At 64.4% G+C, this 18,613-nt stretch carries 14 protein-coding genes; 8 read left to right on the top strand and 6 right to left on the bottom strand.

All coding sequences use genetic code 11. The features are described from left to right. Positions 1-134: 134 nt before the first annotated feature. The 3 genes from IB277_RS24975 (at position 135) to IB277_RS24965 (ending at position 6,202) form a co-directional block, all read left to right on the top strand. Positions 135-2,036, top strand: a complete 1,902-nt coding sequence (locus tag IB277_RS24975; protein WP_060644639.1) for a methyl-accepting chemotaxis protein — start codon at positions 135-137, stop codon at positions 2,034-2,036. Positions 2,037-2,288: 252 nt separating this feature from the next. Continuing rightward, positions 2,289-3,248, top strand: a complete 960-nt coding sequence (locus tag IB277_RS24970) for a 3'-5' exonuclease (RefSeq protein WP_034805639.1) — start codon at positions 2,289-2,291, stop codon at positions 3,246-3,248. Positions 3,249-3,919: 671 nt separating this feature from the next. Then, positions 3,920-6,202 carry a TonB-dependent siderophore receptor gene (locus tag IB277_RS24965; RefSeq protein WP_370689604.1) on the top strand — a complete coding sequence of 761 codons (2,283 nt, stop codon included), beginning with the start codon at positions 3,920-3,922 and terminating at the stop codon, positions 6,200-6,202. A gap of 77 nt (positions 6,203-6,279) precedes the next feature. On the opposite strand, the gene IB277_RS24960 is transcribed toward IB277_RS24965, so the two are convergent. The 6 genes from IB277_RS24960 to IB277_RS24935 form a co-directional block, all read right to left on the bottom strand. After that, complete coding sequence (locus IB277_RS24960; protein WP_371813671.1) at positions 6,280-7,821, bottom strand: aldehyde dehydrogenase family protein; 1,542 nt, start codon at positions 7,819-7,821, stop codon at positions 6,280-6,282. A gap of 18 nt (positions 7,822-7,839) precedes the next feature. Beyond that, on the bottom strand, positions 7,840-8,724 hold the full coding sequence (locus tag IB277_RS24955) for an NAD(P)-dependent oxidoreductase (RefSeq protein ID WP_034805645.1): 885 nt from the start codon (positions 8,722-8,724) through the stop codon (positions 7,840-7,842). Positions 8,725-8,902: 178 nt separating this feature from the next. Beyond that, a complete protein-coding gene (locus IB277_RS24950) occupies positions 8,903-9,820 on the bottom strand; it encodes a LysR family transcriptional regulator (protein ID WP_234798789.1) in 918 nt (305 codons plus the stop codon). A gap of 24 nt (positions 9,821-9,844) precedes the next feature. Then, positions 9,845-11,002: a M20 aminoacylase family protein gene (locus tag IB277_RS24945; protein ID WP_034805651.1), complete on the bottom strand. Its 1,158-nt coding sequence runs from the start codon at positions 11,000-11,002 to the stop codon at positions 9,845-9,847. Positions 11,003-11,107: 105 nt separating this feature from the next. Further along, positions 11,108-11,620 (bottom strand): hypothetical protein, encoded by a 513-nt coding sequence (locus tag IB277_RS24940; protein ID WP_034805654.1) that lies wholly within the window; start codon positions 11,618-11,620, stop codon positions 11,108-11,110. Positions 11,621-11,635: 15 nt separating this feature from the next. Continuing rightward, positions 11,636-12,454, bottom strand: a complete 819-nt coding sequence (locus IB277_RS24935; protein WP_060521979.1) for a DUF3100 domain-containing protein — start codon at positions 12,452-12,454, stop codon at positions 11,636-11,638. A 451-nt stretch (positions 12,455-12,905) separates the two neighbouring features. Between IB277_RS24935 and IB277_RS24930 the strand changes: the two genes are divergently transcribed. The 5 genes from IB277_RS24930 to IB277_RS24910 all read left to right on the top strand — a co-directional run bounded on the left by IB277_RS24930 (position 12,906) and on the right by IB277_RS24910 (position 18,562). Beyond that, positions 12,906-13,931: an ABC transporter substrate-binding protein gene (locus IB277_RS24930; RefSeq protein ID WP_034805952.1), complete on the top strand. Its 1,026-nt coding sequence runs from the start codon at positions 12,906-12,908 to the stop codon at positions 13,929-13,931. 164 nt (positions 13,932-14,095) lie between these two features. Next, complete coding sequence (locus tag IB277_RS24925) at positions 14,096-15,601, top strand: sugar ABC transporter ATP-binding protein (protein WP_192371997.1); 1,506 nt, start codon at positions 14,096-14,098, stop codon at positions 15,599-15,601. Beyond that, positions 15,601-16,593 (top strand): ABC transporter permease, encoded by a 993-nt coding sequence (locus IB277_RS24920; RefSeq protein WP_060601827.1) that lies wholly within the window; start codon positions 15,601-15,603, stop codon positions 16,591-16,593. Before IB277_RS24925 ends, IB277_RS24920 begins: the two co-directional genes overlap by 1 nt. Continuing rightward, entirely contained in the window at positions 16,590-17,546 is a 957-nt protein-coding gene (locus tag IB277_RS24915) for an ABC transporter permease (RefSeq protein WP_034805661.1), read from the top strand. Before IB277_RS24920 ends, IB277_RS24915 begins: the two co-directional genes overlap by 4 nt. Further along, a complete protein-coding gene (locus IB277_RS24910; RefSeq protein WP_060601715.1) occupies positions 17,543-18,562 on the top strand; it encodes a LacI family DNA-binding transcriptional regulator in 1,020 nt (339 codons plus the stop codon). The genes IB277_RS24915 and IB277_RS24910 overlap by 4 nt, the downstream gene beginning before the upstream one ends. Positions 18,563-18,613 lie beyond the last annotated feature (51 nt).

The raw sequence follows: 18,613 nt of genomic DNA, 5'->3' as shown, positions 1-18,613 counted from the left end.
TAAGTACTTATTGGTCAGTGCGCGCCCCAGTTCCTCCCCTTGCGGGGCCGCAAACATCCGGTCCTCCTCCCGCCGGTTTGGCTGACCATGTCCCCTCCCATCAGCGCGATTGCGACATCACAGGAGTCACGGCAGTGACGTTCAAGAACCTTTCGATTTTGACCAAGGTCGGCCTTGTGGTCGTGGTCATGGGCATATCCTCCATTCTGATCGCGCTTGCCGGTGCGCGTGGTCTTTCCTCGCTCGGTGCGACGATCGTCGATGTCGGCGCGCGTGAGGAAGCAGCGCGCGAGGCAATGGACCTGCGCGTCGACATCATCGCCATCAGCCGCATGACCTATCAGCTCGCCGCCGCCCCGGAGAACGCCGCCGACTTCGGCGCGGAAACCGAAAAGCGTGCGACCGAAATGCTCGGCCGCCTGACCAAGATCGAGGCGGTCGCCGACGATGCCGAAGACAAGCTGCTGAATGACATCCGCCTGACGCTCAACAGCTACTTCGACGAGATCCGCGCCATGGTCGCCGTCGCCGCCGAGAAGGGCGGAGATGCCGGTGCCGTCAAGGCCGCACTCGACAAGGCGCTCGAAGCGCAAAAGACCGTGACGGCAACAGTCAAGACCTACAGCACCTATTCCGGCGAAGCGCTTTCCGCCGCTCGTGAAGAGGCGCTGAATTCCTCGTCCGTCGCCATGACAATCCTCGCCGCGGCCGCTGCGGCCTGCGTGCTCTTCGGCGTCGGCGTCAGCCTCGTCGTTGCCCGCCGCGGCATCGTCATGCCGGTCCGTGACCTGACCTCGACCATGAGCGAACTTGCCGACGGAAAACTGGATGGAGATGCGACGGACGTTTCCCGCCAGGACGAGATCGGCGAGATGGCCCGTGCCGTCGAAGTCTTCCGCAAGAACGGCATCGCCATGCGCGCGATGAAGGCGCAGGAAGCGGCCCTCCATGCGCGCAGCAGCGACCTGCAGTCCAACATCAGCGTCGTCGTCGCCTCTGCCGTTGCCGGCGATTTCACCGGCCGCATCAACAAGGACTATGAAAACGACGACCTCAACCGCTTCGCATGGAGCGTCAACGAGCTCGTCTCCAGCGTCGACCAGACCGTCACCGAAGTCCGCCGCGTGATTGCGGCGCTTGCCGACGCCGACCTGACGCAGAACATGCGCGGCGAATTCCACGGTGCCTTCGCCGAGCTGCAGACGAACGTCAACCAGACGATGGTGACGCTGCGGTCGACCATGCAGAACGTGCGCACCGCGGCCAGCACCATCAACGACAACTCCGCCGAACTGAGCTCGGCTGCCAATGATCTGTCGAAGCGCACGGAACAGCAGGCGGCAGCGCTTGAGGAAACCGCAGCGGCGCTCGACGAAATCACCTCGACCGTGCGCACCGCCTCGGAGCGGGCGAATGAGGCGCATGAGATGGTGCGCGCCACCAAGGAAAGCGCCGGCCGTTCCGGCGCGATCGTGCGCAGCGCCGTCGATGCCATGGGCCGCATCGAGGGTTCGTCCAACCGCATCAACCAGATCATCTCGGTCATCGACGAAATCGCCTTCCAGACGAACCTGCTGGCGCTCAATGCCGGCGTCGAAGCGGCACGCGCGGGCGAAGCCGGCCGCGGTTTTGCCGTCGTCGCCCAGGAAGTGCGCGAGCTGGCGCAACGCTCGGCCAACGCGGCCAAGGAAATCAAGACGCTGATCCACAGCTCGGCGTCGGAAGTCGAAAACGGCGTGGCGCTGGTGCGCTCGACCGGCGAGGCGCTGCTGGAGATCGAGACACTGGTCAACAATGTCAGCGGCCACGTCAACACGATCGCGACGGCGGCGCGCGAGCAGGCGACCGCACTGCAGGAGATCAACACCTCCGTCAACCACATGGACCAGATGACCCAGCAGAACGCGGCGATGGTGGAAGAGACGACAGCCGCCAGCGGCACGCTCGCCGAAGAGAGCCGTCAGTTGCGCACGATGCTGGCGAAGTTCAAGCTGGAAGGTGCTGCAGCCCGCGAAGGCTGGAGCCGCGCCGCCTGATCGAGCGGCGTAATCGCCACGACTTCAAGTGAAGTTCTTGCTGCGGCGGCACTGTCGTTTCTGCACCCCGTGTTGACGGGGACGGGGACAACAGTGCCGCCGAGCATATTGAAGCGCGAGACCGTTTCCCCATCTTTTGCGCCTGAAAATCCAGGCGCTCCTGCGCCTTCTTCCCGATTTGCTGGGAAGCATGCCTGTTAGCCGCTATTCTGGAACGCAGACGTGTGAGTCGTTAATTTGCGGGACAACCGAATGACGCAGCAGTTCGACCTCTTTGTTTCGGACGAGGCAACTTCCAAAAAGGCGGGCGGTGGACCGGCGGTCAAGCGGGCATCGCTGACCGAGGACGATATGGTCCGTCACCTTCAGGCGACGGGTCGCTATCGCCTGTTGCAGCGGCTTGTGCCGCGCGCTGTGGTGCCTGTTGCGCGTCCCGGCTTCCCCCTGCATGGCGTCATTCTCGATACCGAAACCACAGGGCTCAACCATCGCAAGGATGAGATCATCGAGATCGGCCTGATCGCCTTTACCTTCGATGAGAAGGGAAACCTGGGAGACGTGACTGGCGTTTTCGGCGGCTTGCGCCAGCCGTCCAATCCGATCCCTGCGGAAATCACTCGTCTTACCGGCATCACCAACGAGATGGTCGCGGGAAAGACGATCGACCTCGACGAAGTGCGGGCGCTGATGGAAAAGGCCGACCTTGTCATCGCCCACAATGCCGGCTTCGACCGTCCCTTCTGCGAGGCCTTCTCGCCCGTTTTTGCAGGAAAGGCATGGGCCTGTTCCGTCTCCGAGATCGATTGGTCTTCCCGCGGCTTCGAAGGCACCAAGCTCGGTTACCTGATCGGGCAGGCCGGTTACTTCCACGACGGCCACCGGGCGGTCGACGACTGTTTCGCTTTGCTCGAAGTCCTTGCCAAGGATGGCGGCTCCGGCAGCACGCCCTTTGCCGAACTCTACGAGGCGAGCCAGCGATCACGCGTCCGCATTTTTGCGGAAAACAGCCCCTTCGACATGAAGGATCATCTGAAAGCTCGCGGCTACCGCTGGTCTGACGGAAGTGACGGCCGTCCGAAATCCTGGTGGGTCGAAGTCGCCGAAACCGCACTTGAAGACGAACTCGGCTACCTCCGCTCGGAGATCTATCGCTGGAAGGAAGCCGATCCGCCGATCAAGCGCTTGACCGCTTTCGACCGCTTCCGGGCCTGACACGCGAACGAGCCGCTGCGGCCGACAGGGCAAGCCCTTCGGTGACGCGGGCGTCGCTCGATTAAAACATCCTTTTCCCGCCGATCTTTGCATGACGCGGCCCACCGATCGTAGCGCAGGCGCCAGGCTGAGGCTGTCCTGCGCCGGACGCGGGCTGACGGCCCGCTACGCCCCGATTTGCCTGTCTTTCCACATCTGGCAAACAACGCCCGGTTTACCGTTAACCGCTGAATTCACGCACAAAAAGCGTGGACGCCCGACCGAATCCGACTATACGTGCGCAGACTTGACTTAGAAATTCAAGTTTTATGCTATTGTTATAGTTGATGTTTCAATGTCGATGTTCGCAATCTCGTCCAGTTTTGAGAGTGCTCCCAAGCGTGGGATGACCCGCGATCGCCGACACTTTGTCTGGCAGCCAGTCTGCATGGGCGCAACCGAACGCGCCGTGACCGAAGGGCCGGTTACGCACCCGCTTTGCCGAAGCGAGCTGCTGCGCACGAGACCCGTCTGTCGGTCGAAATAGCCGCAACTGAACGCAATGTCCGGGGCTCGCCCTGCACCGTTGTTCAACGGGCAAGGCGCGTGCGTCGCGTTCTGAGCGGCTGGGTTCGGCCGGCGACAGTGGCGGATACGGAATTCACCTTAATCGAAGTTACAGGGGTAAGAGAATGGCAAGGGGCAGGTTCAATTCGGTTTCGCGTCGGCGAGCCAAAGTCGTGCTGGCGGGCGTGTCGCTGCTGGCAATGTCCGCCGTGGCGGCGTCGGCCCAGGAGGCACGCAAGACCAGCCGGGTCGAAAGCCTGGCCCAGGCTGAACGCAGTTCGGGCGGCGCGACGCAGCTGGCCCCCATCGTGGCCGTCGGGCAAGCGGGCGGTCAGCCGCCTGAGACCGGCACCATCGGCCAGCCGTCAGCTCCCTATGCGGGCGGTCAGATGGCGACCGGTGCGCGGCTTGGCGCGCTCGGCAACCGTCCTGTCAAGGAAACCCCGTTCAGCGTCACCAGCTACACGGATAAGCTGATCCGCGATCAGCAGGCGCGAACGGTCGCCGATGTCACCCTCAACGATCCCTCGGTACGCATGGATGCGCCGGCGTTCAGCGAGCGTGATTCGTTCTTCATTCGCGGCTTCTCGGTCACCAATCTGGATACGGCCTATGACGGCCTCTTCTACATCACCAACCCGCGCCGCAGCCCCCTTGAGGGCATCGAGCGCGTCGAGGTCCTGAAAGGCCCGAGCGCGCTGGTCAACGGCGGCGTCGGCCGCGTCGGTGGGACTATCAATCTGGTGCCCAAGCGCGCCACCGACGAGCCGCTGACGCGACTGACGACCACCTATATGTCGGACTCGCAATTGTGGTCGCACCTCGATGTCGGTCGCCGTTTCGGGCCCGAGGGCGAATGGGGCGTCCGTTTCAACGGTTCCTATCGTGGCGGCGACACGGCGCTTGACCACAACGAAAACGAGATCGGCGTGCTGTCGCTCGGGCTCGACTATCGCGGCGATCGGGTGCGTGCCTCGCTCGACCTCAATCATTCGAAGCAGAACATCAATGCGCCGGCCTCGCTGTTCAACGCGGCAGCGCCGGGCATCAAGATCCCGGAAGCGCCGGACGGCCGGATCAACACGTCCAACCCGTTCGAATACCATGACAGTGAACACAATATGGTCGCTGGCCGCGTCGAGTTCGACGTGCTGGAGAACACCACTGTTTACGCCGCCGGCGGCATCAGCCGCTACCGCGAGGACTTCCTGAGCACGTCCTACACCATTCAAAATCCCAATGGCGATGCGCTGGCCGAGTTCGGCTACAATCCGCAGGAGATCCAGGGGGTCTCGGGTGAGGTTGGTCTCCGCTCGGAGTTCGATACCGGACCCGTCGGTCACCAGCTCAGCGTTTCTGTGAGCCGAGCGCTCAACGAGAACAACCGCGGCTACTTCCATCCGGGCAGGCTCGGCTTCAGAAGCTACATGACCAACATCTACAATCCGATCTATGTGCCGAGCGATTGGGTCAATACGGGCGGGCTTCCGCGCTCGAACGACCTGCATGCGTTTTCGGACCTGCTCGCGACCAGCGTCGCGATCTCCGATACGCTTTCCTTTGCCGAAGACCGTTTCCAGCTGACGGTCGGCGGGCGCTATCAGGAAATGCGTGTACGAGGGTACAATACGCGTCCCGGCGCCGTGCCGCTCGGTCAACAGACCTACTATTACGAGGAAGGCCGGTTCAGCCCTGCCGTCGCGGCACTCGTAAACGTCACCGACAGCTTCTCTGTCTACGGCAACTACGTGGAAGCTCTGACCGAAGGGCCGTCAGCGCCGTCCAACGCTCTGAACAGCGACCAGATTTTCCCTCCTGTTGTCAGCAAGCAGAAGGAAATCGGCTTCAAATACGACCTCGGCGAAGTAATGCTCGGCGCAGCGCTGTTCGAGATCAGGCAGCCAAACGGTTTGACAACCGGCGGCGTCTTCGCCGTCGACGGCCTGCAGGTGAACCGTGGCATCGAGCTTTCAGCCTATGGCGAACCGGTTGACGGCGTTCGCTTGCTTGGTGGCATCACCTTCATGGACGCCAAGCTCGATAAGGCAGAGAACTCGAGAACAGGAGAGCGGTTCGATGGCAACCGTGTGCCCGGCGTCCCGACGACCGCGATCAGCCTCTATGGTGAATACGACACACCCTGGGTCGAGGACCTGACGCTCACCGGTCGCCTCGTTTATACCGGCAGCACCTACTACGACCAGAGGAACACGCAGAAGGTCTCGGACTGGACGCGGGTCGATCTCGGTGCGCGTTACTCCTTCGAGCGTGAAAACGCTAAGCCGGTGGAAATCCGGGCGACCGTCCAGAACGTGTTCGACGAGAACTACTGGGCCTCGTCCGCCCGTGGCTTCCTTGCCGCCGGCGCGCCGCGCACCTTCATGGTGTCGACTGCGTTTGAATTCTGAGCCAGAGGAGCTTCAGTCACAAAAAGAAACGGCCGGCATTTTGCCGGCCGTTTCTCGTTTCCGGGGGGGCGTGCCGATCAGGCTTCCGGCGAATAACCGAAGACGACGGCCGGGTTTTCCGCGGTCTCGACCCAGACGCTCTTCGTCTGTGTATAGGCCATCAGTGCATCACGGCCGGAGGAGCGGCCATAGCCGGAGCGGCCGAAGCCGCCGAAGGGCGACATGACACTGATCGTCTTGTAGCCGTTGATCCAGAAGGTCCCGGCCCGCACCATTGAAGCGACCCGGTGTGCGCGGCCGACATCACGGGTCCAAACGGCGCCTGCCAGGCCGTACGGGTTGTCGTTGGCGAGGGTGACCGCCTCGTCCTCGTCGTCGAAGACGGTGACGCCGACGACCGGGCCGAAGACCTCTTCGCGGGCGATCGTCATGTCCGGCTTGACATTGTCGAGAATGGTCGGCGCGAAATAGAAGCCGCCGGAGGCTTGAAGAGAAGCCGGCTTGGCGCCGCCGGTTGCAAGCGTTGCACCTTCGGCAACGCCCTGGCGCACCATTTCCTCGATCTTCGCCCATTGTCGTGCATTGTTGATCGGGCCGATCTGCGTGCTGTCGAGATAGGGATCGCCGACGGGGATGCGCGCGGCAGCCTCGGCATAACGCTCGACGAACTGCTGGTGCACCGAGCGATGCACGAGCAGGCGTGAGCCGGCAACGCAGCTCTGGCCGGCGCCAGAGAAGATCGCCGATTGGGCGCCGACGATGGCGCGGTCGATATCGGCATCGGCAAAGACGATGTTGCCGGACTTGCCGCCGAGTTCGAGGATACAGGGCACGACGTTCTTCGCAGCCGCTGCCGCAATGGCCGAACCGGCAAGCGCCGAGCCGACGAAGACGACGAGTGCCGTTTTCGGATGGGCGACCATCGCCTGGCCCGCCGTTACGCCCTGGCCGGCGATGACGTTGACGAGGCCACGGGGCGCGCCGCCCGCCTCGCAGAGCGCACCGAGCACGAGCGTGCTGAGCGGCGTCAGTTCCGACGGCTTGATGACGACGCCGTTGCCGGCGCAGATCGCAGGCGCAATCTGCCATCCGCCGGTAAAGAGCGGCGCGTTCCAAGGGGTGATCTGGGCGACGACGCCAACCGGCTCGTTGCGGGTATAGTTCAGATGCGAGGTCGGGACCGGGATGACCTCGCCGTGCAGCTTGTCGCACCAGCCGGCATAATATTCGAACATCTCGGCGACCCGGACAGCCTCGCCACGGATGTCGCGGATCGGCCGGCCGGCCGAGCGGCTTTCGAGCTCGGCAATCTCGCCGGCGCGCTCGCGGATCTTGCGGGCGATCTCGTTCATCACCCGGCCGCGCGCCGAAGCGGTCATCGAGATCCATTCGCGCTGGGCGCGCGCTGCCGCCTGCATGGCGGCGTCGACGATATCAGCGCCGGCGTCCTTGAAGGTGGCGAAGACTTCGCCGGTCGCCGGATCGGTGAGCGCCTGCTCGTCGCCGGAACCGGGCACCAGCGTGCCGTCGACATAGCTGCCGATCTCGGTGCCGGGAATGATGCCGTGGAACAGCGCCCGGATGCGCTCGGCCTTGGCGGGCATGGTCATGTCGTTCATCGTCGTTCCCTTCAAGTCTCAGTTGTCGTTGGCCACCGGGCGGAAGGCGCCCATGCGGGTGAAGTCCTCGGCGTTTTCGAGCGGGCTCTCGGCCCAGAGCTTGGCGACTGCGCCCGAGAGCGGCAGATCGGCGCCGGTGCGGGCCGCAAGCTCGCTGGCAAGCCGCACGTCCTTGCGCATCAGGCCCATGGTGAAGCCGCTGTCGAAGCGGCCGTTCATCACCCAGGTCGGGAAATGCACTTCGCTGATCATCGATTTGCCGGACGCGGCGTTGAGCACCTTCAGCGCCTCGTCCGCATCAAGCCCGGCGGCAAGCGCCAGCTTCAGCCCTTCGCCCGTCGTCACCATATGGGCGGCGGCGAGCAGGTTGTTGACGAGCTTGGCAACGTTGCCGGCGCCGCTCGGGCCGACATGCAGGGCCTTGGCCGACATCGCGTCGATCACCGGGCCGGCAAGGGCGACGTCCGCGTCACTGCCACCGATCATCATCGTCAGCTTGCCGCTTGCGGCACCTGCCGGACCGCCGGAGACCGGCGCGTCGATGAAGCCGTGGCCGAGGCCGGCAAGGGCTGCGGCGAGATCACGCGAGACATCCGGCTCGGAGGTCGAGGTGTCGATGATGACGACGCGGCGGCCGGCCGCCTTCAGCGCTTCTAGATTGGCCTCGACGACGGCTGCCACGTCCTTGGCGGTTGGCAGCGAGAAGACGATGAAGTTGGTGTCGAAGAAGACGTCAGTCAGAGCCTCGACCGGGGTCACCCCGCCTTCGGCGGCAAGCGTGCGCCGGGCCTCGGAGAGGTCGAAGCCCTTGACGGCAAAACCTTTGCCGGCGAGCGTCGTCGCCATGCCGAGACCCATGGCGCCCAAACCCACCACGCCAACTGTCGTTCGTTCCGCCGTCATGATCCGCTTACCCTCGTATGATCAGAATGATCCGGCGAAGGTGGCATGCGGGCTGGCGAGCGGGTAGACGGCGCGCCTGGTACAATGCGTTGCTGGCGTGGCAACGTCTGCTCGACCGCCGGTGATGGGAAAGGCGAGCGTTAGCGCCGCGCGGGTTTCATCGAGCTAGGACGGTCTTCTAAGTCTGGAAGGATTGCATCTCGCGCGCGAGATGCTGGCCGAGTTTTTCGACCGACAGCGGCAGGCGGCGGTGGGCCCGCACCATCAAATGCGCGCTCGCCTCGCTCAGCAGCGGATCGGAGAGGTCGATCGCCTGCATGGACCCGCGCGCGATTTCCACGGTTACGGACGTACGCGGCAGGAAGGTGACGCCGAGGCTTGCTGCAACGAAGCGGCGGAGCACCTCGATCGAATGGGTTTCGAGCAACGGCGCCAGCGCCAGCCCCGCATCGGCCGCCACCCGCGCCACCAGTTGTGTCACGCCATTGCCCTTGCCGAGCAGCGCGCACGGGAAGGCGAGGCAATCGGCAAGTTTCAGGTCGCTGCGCTCGGACAGGGGATGGCCCGCCGGCACGATGACGCAGAGCGGCTGGCGCGCAATCGCCAGCGCCCGGATGCGCGGTTCGGTCAGGGGATTGTAGGCGATGCCGATGTCGGCGTCGCTGTTGGCGATGGCGTCGACGACGTCTTCGGTGCTGCCGAGTTCGACGATGTAGCGCACATAGGAGTGTGCCTTTGAGAACGACGAGAGCCCGTGCTCCACCAGGTCGGCCATGAAACCTTCGCCGCAGCGAATGCGGATGCGGGTCTGCTGCACGCCGCGGATCTGGTCGAGCTGCTCGGCAAGCAGCCCGTTGTCCTCGAGCACGCGTTTGCCGTGTTCGAGCACCAGTTCACCGGCGTCGGTCAGGACCGTGCCGCGGGCGGTGCGCTCGAAGAGGGACAGGCCGATGTCGCGTTCAGTGTCGGCGATCTGGCGGCTGACGACCGATGGCGCCAGCCCCATATGCTCCGCAGCGCCCCGGATCGAACCGATGCGCGCAACCGCCATAAAGATCCTGAGCGCTTTCGCGTCGAGTACGTCCATGGTGGTCATGGATGCGACGGAATCCCCTTGGGGTCAACGACCAAGCGAGGTCGCGATCAGGCGTGTCCAGAGGTTTACGCCCTGGCCGATGATCGCGTCGTTGAAATCGTAGTGCGGCGAGTGCAGGCCGGGGTTAACGCCCTCGCGTCTTGCGCCGAGCCAGAGATAGCAGCCGGGACGTTCGTCGAGCATGAAGGCGAAGTCCTCGGCCGCCATGCTTGGTGGCGCGTCGATGACCGTCAAGGCCGGGTCTGCCGCGGCGACCGAGCGTGCGAGCGCGGCGGCTGCGGGATCGTTGATCGTCGCCGGATAGCGGCGCTGATAATCGAGCTCGGCCGTGCAGCCGAGCCCTTCGGCAAGGGCCGAAACGAGCGTGCGCATCCGGTTTTCGAGCGTGTCACCGACCGCCTTGTCGAACCAGCGCGTGGTGCCGCGGATCACGGCTTTTTCCGGGATCACGTTCCAGGCGTCGCCGCCGTGGATCTGTGTGACGGAGACGACGGCCGCTTCGAGTGGCGAGACGTTACGGCTGGCAATCGTCTGCAAGGCCGTGACGATCTGGGCGCTAGCGACGAGCGGGTCAGCACCCTCATGCGGCATCGCCCCATGGGCGCCGCGACCGGTGATGGTGATTTCGAAGACCCCGAAGGCGGCCATCATCGCGTCGTCGCGGGCCACCACCGAGCCGACGTCGAGCGCCGGCCAGTTGTGCAGCGCATAGACGGCATCGGCCGGGAAATCACGGAAGAGGCCATCGGCGACCATGACGCGGGCACCGCCCTCGGCCTCTTCGGCCGGCTGGAAGATGAAATGCACGGTGCCGTCGAAGTCCATCTCGCTCGCCTGCCGGGCGGCGGCCAGCAGCATGGCGACGTGGCCGTCGTGGCCGCAGGCGTGCATCTTGCCCGTCGTCTTCGAGGCGTAGGCAGCGCCGCTCGTCTCGATGATCGGCAGCGCGTCCATGTCGGCGCGAATGGCGATCGATCGGTTCGATGTGCCACGCCTGAGCGTGCCGACAAGCCCGGTGCCGCCATAACCGTCCTTCACGGCAATGCCCCATTCGGCAAGCCGGCCGGCGATGAAGGCCGCGGTCTGGCGTTCCTCGAAGGCAAGCTCGGGATGGGCATGCAGGTGATGACGCCAGCGGATCGTTTCCTCGATGCGCTCGGGGCTGATGTCGTGGCGTGTCATGGCGTGCGTCCTGTCGTTTGAGGGGATGGCCGGCCGCAGAGCGGCCGACCTGTTTCTCTTACACAATTCCGGACGGAAAACCGCTTCCTGGAATTGCGTGCCGCGTTACTGGCCGAGACGCAGGAAGAGATCGGCGACGACGACCGAGCCCATATAGGTGCCGACCATCACGCAGATCGCGACGATGACGATCTTCCAGCCCGAGCGGCGGGCGATCGCGAACTCGTTCGCCGTCAAGGCAAGGCCGCCATAGGCAAGCGCCGGGGTCGCCAATGCGAGGAAGTTGAGGTGCTCGACCTGTTCGCTGACCCAGGCTGCACCCGGAACGCCCGGGATGGTGATGAGGATCGCGATCAGCGAAACCCAGGCGACGCTTGGCAGGTAGAAGGGCACGAAGCGGGCGAGCGCCAGGCCGACGATGCAGGCGGCATATAGCGTCGCCATGCCCGGCAATGCGGTGAGCGGCGACGTTCCGGTGCCGACCCAGTTGGCGACAAGGCCGATGGCGCAGGCGATGATCAGCAGGCCGGCATGGCCGATCACGTCGAGCTTGCGTTCGTCCTCGGGGTTCAGCGGGAGATCGTCGGCGTAGTTGGCGGAGGTGTTCTGGTTGGTCATGGTTCTCTCTCCCGATCAGGCTGCGGTGCGACGCTCGGACGGGCGCGCCTTGTTGTAGAGCCACTCCGTCAACGGCAGCGCCACGAACATGCCGACATAGAGGCCGGTGGCATAGGTCAGGATGTTGCTGGCGGCGGCGAGCGCGAGAATGATGTCCTTCTGGTCCGGCACCGCCGCGACGAGGCCGCCGGTGCAGGCCGCCAGCATCGAGCCGGAGCCGACGCCGCAGGACATGGCGAGCGCACGCACGTCGAAGATGCCGAGGCCGTGGACGATCGGCGGCATGATGGCGAAGACGAAGGTGCCGATCAGCGTGCCGGTGGCATAAACGCCCATGGCGCCGGCACCTTCCGGCGAGTTGAGGCCGTATTTGTCGGCGATCAGTGCGATGTTCGGCTCGCGGTCGATCGAATAGGTGGCGCCGACGGCTTCACGGCCCATCTTGAGAAGGAACACTGCGACCGGGAAGGCGACGATGATCGTGCCGAGATTGCCGAGCTCCTGCAGAACCAGCGCCGGGCCGGCCTCGATGATCTGCGAAATCTGCGGGCCGACCGTCGTTCCGAACTTGGCGATGAACGGCATGATGGCAACGGTGATCATCGCGCCGGAAAGCTTGACCGCATCGCGCGACAGGAACTTGCCGGTCGCCTTGAAAATGGCCGGATTGAAGGCGATGCCGAGCGCGAAGGCGTAAAGGATCGGCAGGAAGATGACGGTGCCGATACCGATCGGCAGACGCTGAATGCCGATCAGCTCGGAGACGATGACGATCGCCAGCACAAAGATATGCAGATAGAGCGCGCCCGAGGCGGCTCCGGTTTTCCCGGTCATGATGTTCTCCTCTGGTTGGGAGCCAGTTGTTGTTCTTTGCCCAGCGTTCAGAGTAGGCGGTGAGGGCAAATTGCGGCTAGCCGGCCGGCAAGCAACGAAGTGTTGCGATTTGAGCAACGGGCGGGCCGCTGTTCGGGCGGCCATCGGGATCAATCCCGCAGCGCCTTCATGTCATGGCGTCATTCCTGCAGTTCATTCCAGTTGGCGCAACGACGAATCGTCACTGCCTCTGCCCTTGCTGTCGCACAGCGGGGAGGGGGAACCAAGCACTATTGGCTTCTCTCGGTGAGACACTTGCCGAAGTCTATTCTGCCCGCGCCCGACGCTTTCCGTTATCTCCTTGATCCTCCCGGCGGCGGAAAACGAAACCGCACAAAATTCCCTGAAAATGCCGATTGAAATCGATTACATTTTCTGGCTTCATGGTTTTCGCAAGATTTGGGAGGATCTGATGAAGAAATTTATCGCCGCAGCGCTTGGCGCTGTCGCAACCATTGCCATTTCCGCTTCTTTCGCCAATGCCGAGACCTTCAAGATCGGCCTGTCCAACGGCTGGGTCGGCAGCGAATGGCGCACGCAGATGATCGACGAGGCCAAGGAGGCCGCGGCGAAGTGGAAAGAGAAGGGCGTCGACGTCGAAGTCTCCGTCCAGAGCGCCAATGTCGACGTGCCCGGGCAGATCGCGCATGTGCGCAACTTCATCGCCGAGGGCGTGAATGCCATCATCATCAACCCCAACAGCCCGACGGCCTTCGATCCGATCTTCGCCCAGGCGAAGGAAGCCGGCATCCTGGTGATCGCGACGGACGCCGAGGTTTCCTCGCCGGATGCGACCTATGTCGGCATCGACCAGACGGCCTGGGGCGCTGCCGGCGCCAAGTGGCTGGCTGACACGCTCGGCGGCAAGGGCAAGGTGGTCGCCATCAACGGCGTCGCCGGCCATCCGGCCAATGAAATGCGCGTCGCCGGCTACAAGAGTGTCTTCAAGGATTATCCGGACCTGCAGGTGGTCAACGAGGTCAACGCCAATTGGGATCAGGCCCAGGGCCAGCAGGCGATGCAGAACATCCTTGCAACCTATCCTGATATCAACGGCGTCGTTGTTCAGGACGGCATGGCGGCCGGCGCCTGGAAGTCGATCATGGATGCGGGCAAGACCAGCCAGATCGCCGCAACCGGCGAAATCCGCAAGGACTTCATCGACCTCTGGGTCAAGGACAAGCTGAATTCCGGCGCGACCGTCAACCCGCCGGGCGTCATGGCAAGCGCGCTCAACGTTGCGGTGCTGATGCTGCAGGGCAAGGAACTGAAGGAGCCGGCAACGGCTGGCCAGTACAAGAACGCCATGTATCTGCCGATCCCGTTCATCGACAGCAAGAACCTTGGCGACGCCGCCAAGCAACTCGACGGCAAGCCGGGCTATTACTCCTACACCAACGCGCTTTCGATCGACGACGCCACGGCGTTGTTCAAGTAAGTTCGGGTTTCGCCGGGCGACTCTTGTCTTGAGCCGCCCGGCGACCGATGCCGCCGATGGCCACCGACCAAGGCCGATCGGGCGTGAAAGATTGCTGCAGTGGAGCCGGTGCCGAGCGCGAGCATCCCTGAAGATGCGGCAAGCAACCAAATGGACGACAGCCGATGTCGAAACTGAGACTGAACGGCGTGAGCAAGGCTTACGGCGCAACGCTGGCGCTACGCCGCGGCGACCTTGAGATCGCTGCCGGCGAAGTGCATGTGCTGATGGGCTCCAACGGCTCCGGCAAGAGCACGCTGTGCAAGATCATCGCCGGCAGCGTGCGGCCGGATGGCGGCCAGATCCTGATCAACGACAAGCGCGTGACGATCTCCGGGCCGCAAGCCGCACGCGCCGCCGGCATCGGCATTTTCTACCAGGAACTCAGCCTCGCCAGCCACCGGTCGGTCGAGGAAAACATCTGCCTTTCCGCCCTGCCGGTGAAGGCCGGCCTCTTCATCGACCGGGCGGCAATGAAGGCGCGCGCGGCGCGCTACATCGCCTTGTTCTCGGAGGTCTCCGGCGAAGGTTTTCACGCGGAGGCCCTGGTCGGCAACCTTCGGGCGGACCAGCGGCAACTGGTGGAGATCATGAAGGCGCTCGCCAGCGAAGCGCCGATCCTGATCTTCGACGAGCCGACCTCCGCACTTGACCGCGCCCAGGTCGATCGCTTCTTCGAGATCCTGCGCGATCTCAAAGGCCAGGGTCGCGGCATCATCTTCATCTCGCACCGCATGGACGAAATCACCGCGATCGGCGATCGCGTGACGATCATCCGCGACGGCGAGACCATCGAGACGGTGAAACTCTCCGAGACCGACCCGGCAACGGTCATCCGGCTGATGGTCGGCGGCGCCAGCGACATGCCGGCTGCAAGGTCATCGGCACCAGCGGTGGTGGAAACTGGCGCGCAGACGGCGATCTCCGTACGTAGCCTCTCGGGCAAGGGCTTTCGCGATGTCAGCTTCGAGGTGGCAAAGGGCGAGATCCTCGGGCTCGGCGGGCTGCACGGGCAGGGGCAATCGGCGCTGCTGCGGGCCATCTTCGGCGCAAGCACCGTTTCATCCGGCGAGGTGACGATCGGCGGCGAACGCTATGATGCCAAAAGCCCGCGCGACGCCATTCGCCGTGGCTGCGCCTATGTCTCCGGCGACCGCGGTCGCGACGGCGTCATCAGCGGCCGTCCGATCATAGAGAACGTCACGCCGATCCATTATCTTCGCGACCGGCTGATGCTCGCGCGGCCCTCGAGCCTCAAAAACAAGGCGATGCCGGCGCTCGAAGCGATGCACACCAAGTTTGCGAGCCTCTTCCATCCGATCAATTCGCTTTCCGGCGGCAACCAGCAGAAGGTGATCATCGCCCGATGGCTGATCGATCGGCCCGACGTGCTGCTGCTCGACGACCCGACCAAGGGCATCGACCTCCAGGCCAAGGCCGATCTCTTTGCGCTCATTCGCCAGCTTGCGGCCGAAGGCCTCGGCATCCTGCTCTATTCGTCCGAGGACGCCGAATTGCTCGGAAATGCCAACCGCATCCTTGTCTTCAACGGCGGCTCGGTGACGCGCGAACTGACCGGCGACGATCGCACCCGCTACAATCTCTACCAGGCTGCATACGAGGCCGCATGATGACATCGACCGCGACAGACATTTCCTCTCCCAGGAGCGGCGGCCTGCGCTCCTGGCTCGAGCGCTACCCCTTCCTGCCGGCGCTGGTCATCCTCATCGTGCTGCTGGCGCTGAACGGCCTCTTTTCACCCAACAGCCTGAGCTACCGCTCGCTGACGGGTCTGCTCAGCACCTATATGGCGCTGATCATGCTGGCGATCGCGCAGACATATGTCGTCTCCGCCGGCGATATCGATCTTTCCGCCGGCGCGACGCTGTCGCTGGTCAATGTCGCGATCGTCGTCCTGATGGAGCGCTGGGGCGGCGGCGCCGGTGCCGTGCTGCTCGCACTTGCGCTCGGCGTCCTCATCGGACTTGCCTGCGGGCTGGTCAACGGACTGGTCGTCGCAGCACTTCGGCTGCAGGCGATCGTCGCCACCTTTGCGACCAGCATCTTCTTCACCGGGCTGGCGCTCTATGTCATGCCCGTTGCCGGTACGCCGGCGCCGGCACTGTTCTGGCGCACCTATGGCGGCCGCCTCTTGGGCCTGCCCTTCGTCTTCTACGTGCTCGCGGCGCTGGCCGTCCTGCTTTACTTCCTGTCGCGCACGCGCATCATCACCGAACTGCTGGCCGTCGGTGACGACCAGCAGGCCGCCTATCAGACCGGGCTTCCGGTCGTCGCCGTCCGCATCAAGGGCTACCTTCTGTGCGGGCTGTTCTCGGCGCTTGCCGCTTTCTGCCTCACGGGTGATACAGCGAGCGGCGATCCGCTGGTCGGCGGCAAGATGACGCTCTACAGCGTCGCCGCCGTCGTGCTTGGCGGCAGTGCGCTTGCCGGCGGCTGGACGACGGTGGTCGGCTCTCTGCTCGGCGCCCTGACGATCGGCCTCGTCAATTCCCTGGTCTTCTTCATGGGCACGCCGTCGGAATGGCAGAACTTCGTCCAGGGCCTGGCCATTCTGATCGTCTTGATGGCCGGCGTGCTCGCCGGTCGGAGGGCACGCGCATGAGCTCGGTTACGTCGTTCTTCAAACAGCCGCTGGTCGTGGCGCTCATCCTCATCGTCGCGCTGCTCTATCTTGGCCAAAGCCTGTCGCCGGGGTTTGCCTCGGCCGATCAGATCCTGCGGCTCTTGATCGTCGCCTCGCTGCTCGGCATCGTCGCCGCCGGCCAGAACGTCGTCATTCTCGGCGGCCGCGAGGGCATTGACCTCTCCGTGGGTGGCGTCGTGTCGCTCTCGGCGATCATCGCCGGCAATGTCATGAACGGTGCCGATGGCGGCATCCTGCCGGCGGTGCTCGCCTGCCTGGCGGCTGGCGCCTTCTTCGGCCTTTTGAACGGCCTCGGCGTCACGCTTCTGCGCATCCCGCCGCTGGTGATGACACTCGGCATGCTGGGCGTGCTGCAGGGCCTGCTGGTGGTCATCCGCCAGGGCATTCCCTCGGGTCGCGCCGCGCCCGGCCTCTCCGCCTTCGTGACCCAGCCGCTGGCGCTCGGCATTCCCGGCATCATCTGGCTCTGGATCGTGATCGGCCTGTTCATGGCCTTCATGCTGAACCGCACCGTCTTCGGTCATCGGATCTACGCGATCGGCTCCAACGAGCACGCGGCCTATATGGCCGGCGTGCCGGTTCGGCTCATGCGCATCGGTCTCTTCATGATCTCGGGCATGTTCGCCGCGATCGCCGGGCTCTGCCTGCTCGGTTATTCCGGATCGTCCTTCGCCAATGTCGGCGAGCAATACATGCTGTCGTCGATCATCGCGGTCGTCTTTGGCGGCACGTCGCTTGCCGGCGGCAAGGGCGGTTACACCGGGACCATGGCCGGCGCGCTGCTGCTTGTCATCCTCCAGGGCATCCTGACGACGGTGAACATCGACGAGTCCGGCCGTCAGATGGTGTTCGGCGCGACGCTGCTGCTGCTCATGCTGTTCTACGGCCGCGGGAGGGCGATGCGCGCATGAGCGACCGGCCGAAGATCAAAGATATCGCAGAACGCGCCGGTGTCTCGGTTGCGACCGTTTCGCGGGCACTGAGCGGCTCGTCGCTGGTGACGGACGAGACACGCCAGCGCATCAACGCGCTGGCGCGCGAGCTCAACTACCGCCCGAATGTCAGCGCCCGCAACTTGCGAACGCGCCGGTCGATGTCGGTACTGCTTGTCGTGCGCGACGTCGGCAACCCCTTCTACCTCGAGATCCTGAAGGGCGTGGAGGCGACGGCGCGCGAGGCCGGTTACGCCGTCCTCATGGGCAACACCGAGAACGACCCGGACCGCGAGGTCGAGTATTTCAACATGCTGCGCGACGGCCATGCCGACGGCATGATCCTGATGACCGGCAAGCTGCCGCCGCCTGAGCCGGGCGAAAGCGCCGATCTCTCGCATCTGCCTGTCGTTATCGCGCTCGAAATGATCGAGGGGTCCGGCTTCCCGCATGTGCAGATCGACAACGTCGCCGCCGCTGAGGCTGCGGTCGACCATCTGATCGCGCTCGGCCATCGCCGCATCGCCCATATCGCTGGTCCCCTGCCGGAGGTCATGGCGCTCCGCCGCCGCGACGGCTATAGGGCCGCCATGAAAGCGGCCGGCCTTGCGGTCCCCGAGGGGTACGAGGTGCGCGGCGACTACCTGCTCGAAAGCGGCGAGGCCTGCGCCTCGGACCTTTTCGCCCTGCCGGAGCCGCCGACCGCGATTTTCGCCGCCAACGACGAGATGGCCTACGGCGCAATCCATGCGCTACGGCGGCTCGGCCGCGACGTGCCCGGAGACGTCTCGGTCGTCGGCTTCGACGATCTCTATCTCAGCAAGGCCTTCTATCCGCCGCTGACGACCGTCAGCCAGCCGCGCGCCGACATCGGTCGCACGGCGATGTCGCAGCTTCTCAACGTCCTCTCGGATGGTGACGTCGCCGCAGAGCCGGCCATCGTCCTGCCGACCACGCTCAACATCCGTGGCAGCACCGCGCCGCCACGTAAATAGCCGGAGGTGGGACGAGGAAAGCCGCGTGCGGTTTTCCGCCCGCACCCCGCC

The organism is Ensifer sp. ENS07 (assembly GCF_014852185.1).
GTDB lineage: Bacteria > Pseudomonadota > Alphaproteobacteria > Rhizobiales > Rhizobiaceae > Ensifer > Ensifer adhaerens.
Note: the sequence above shows the minus strand (reverse complement) of the source record. Positions and strands in the feature narration are given on the sequence as shown.

Excerpts from the sequence above, each read along its gene's own strand:
- IB277_RS24970 (WP_034805639.1), top strand. The coding sequence starts at position 2,289 with ATGACGCAGCAGTTCGACCTCTTTGTTTCGGACGAGGCAACTTCCAAA.
- IB277_RS24965 (WP_370689604.1), top strand. The coding sequence starts at position 3,920 with ATGGCAAGGGGCAGGTTCAATTCGGTTTCGCGTCGGCGAGCCAAAGTC.
- IB277_RS24960 (WP_371813671.1), bottom strand. The coding sequence starts at position 7,821 with ATGAACGACATGACCATGCCCGCCAAGGCCGAGCGCATCCGGGCGCTG.
- IB277_RS24955 (WP_034805645.1), bottom strand. The coding sequence starts at position 8,724 with ATGACGGCGGAACGAACGACAGTTGGCGTGGTGGGTTTGGGCGCCATG.
- IB277_RS24950 (WP_234798789.1), bottom strand. The coding sequence starts at position 9,820 with ATGACCACCATGGACGTACTCGACGCGAAAGCGCTCAGGATCTTTATG.
- IB277_RS24945 (WP_034805651.1), bottom strand. The coding sequence starts at position 11,002 with ATGACACGCCACGACATCAGCCCCGAGCGCATCGAGGAAACGATCCGC.
- IB277_RS24940 (WP_034805654.1), bottom strand. The coding sequence starts at position 11,620 with ATGACCAACCAGAACACCTCCGCCAACTACGCCGACGATCTCCCGCTG.
- IB277_RS24935 (WP_060521979.1), bottom strand. The coding sequence starts at position 12,454 with ATGACCGGGAAAACCGGAGCCGCCTCGGGCGCGCTCTATCTGCATATC.
- IB277_RS24930 (WP_034805952.1), top strand. The coding sequence starts at position 12,906 with ATGAAGAAATTTATCGCCGCAGCGCTTGGCGCTGTCGCAACCATTGCC.
- IB277_RS24925 (WP_192371997.1), top strand. The coding sequence starts at position 14,096 with ATGTCGAAACTGAGACTGAACGGCGTGAGCAAGGCTTACGGCGCAACG.
- IB277_RS24920 (WP_060601827.1), top strand. The coding sequence starts at position 15,601 with ATGACATCGACCGCGACAGACATTTCCTCTCCCAGGAGCGGCGGCCTG.
- IB277_RS24915 (WP_034805661.1), top strand. The coding sequence starts at position 16,590 with ATGAGCTCGGTTACGTCGTTCTTCAAACAGCCGCTGGTCGTGGCGCTC.
- IB277_RS24910 (WP_060601715.1), top strand. The coding sequence starts at position 17,543 with ATGAGCGACCGGCCGAAGATCAAAGATATCGCAGAACGCGCCGGTGTC.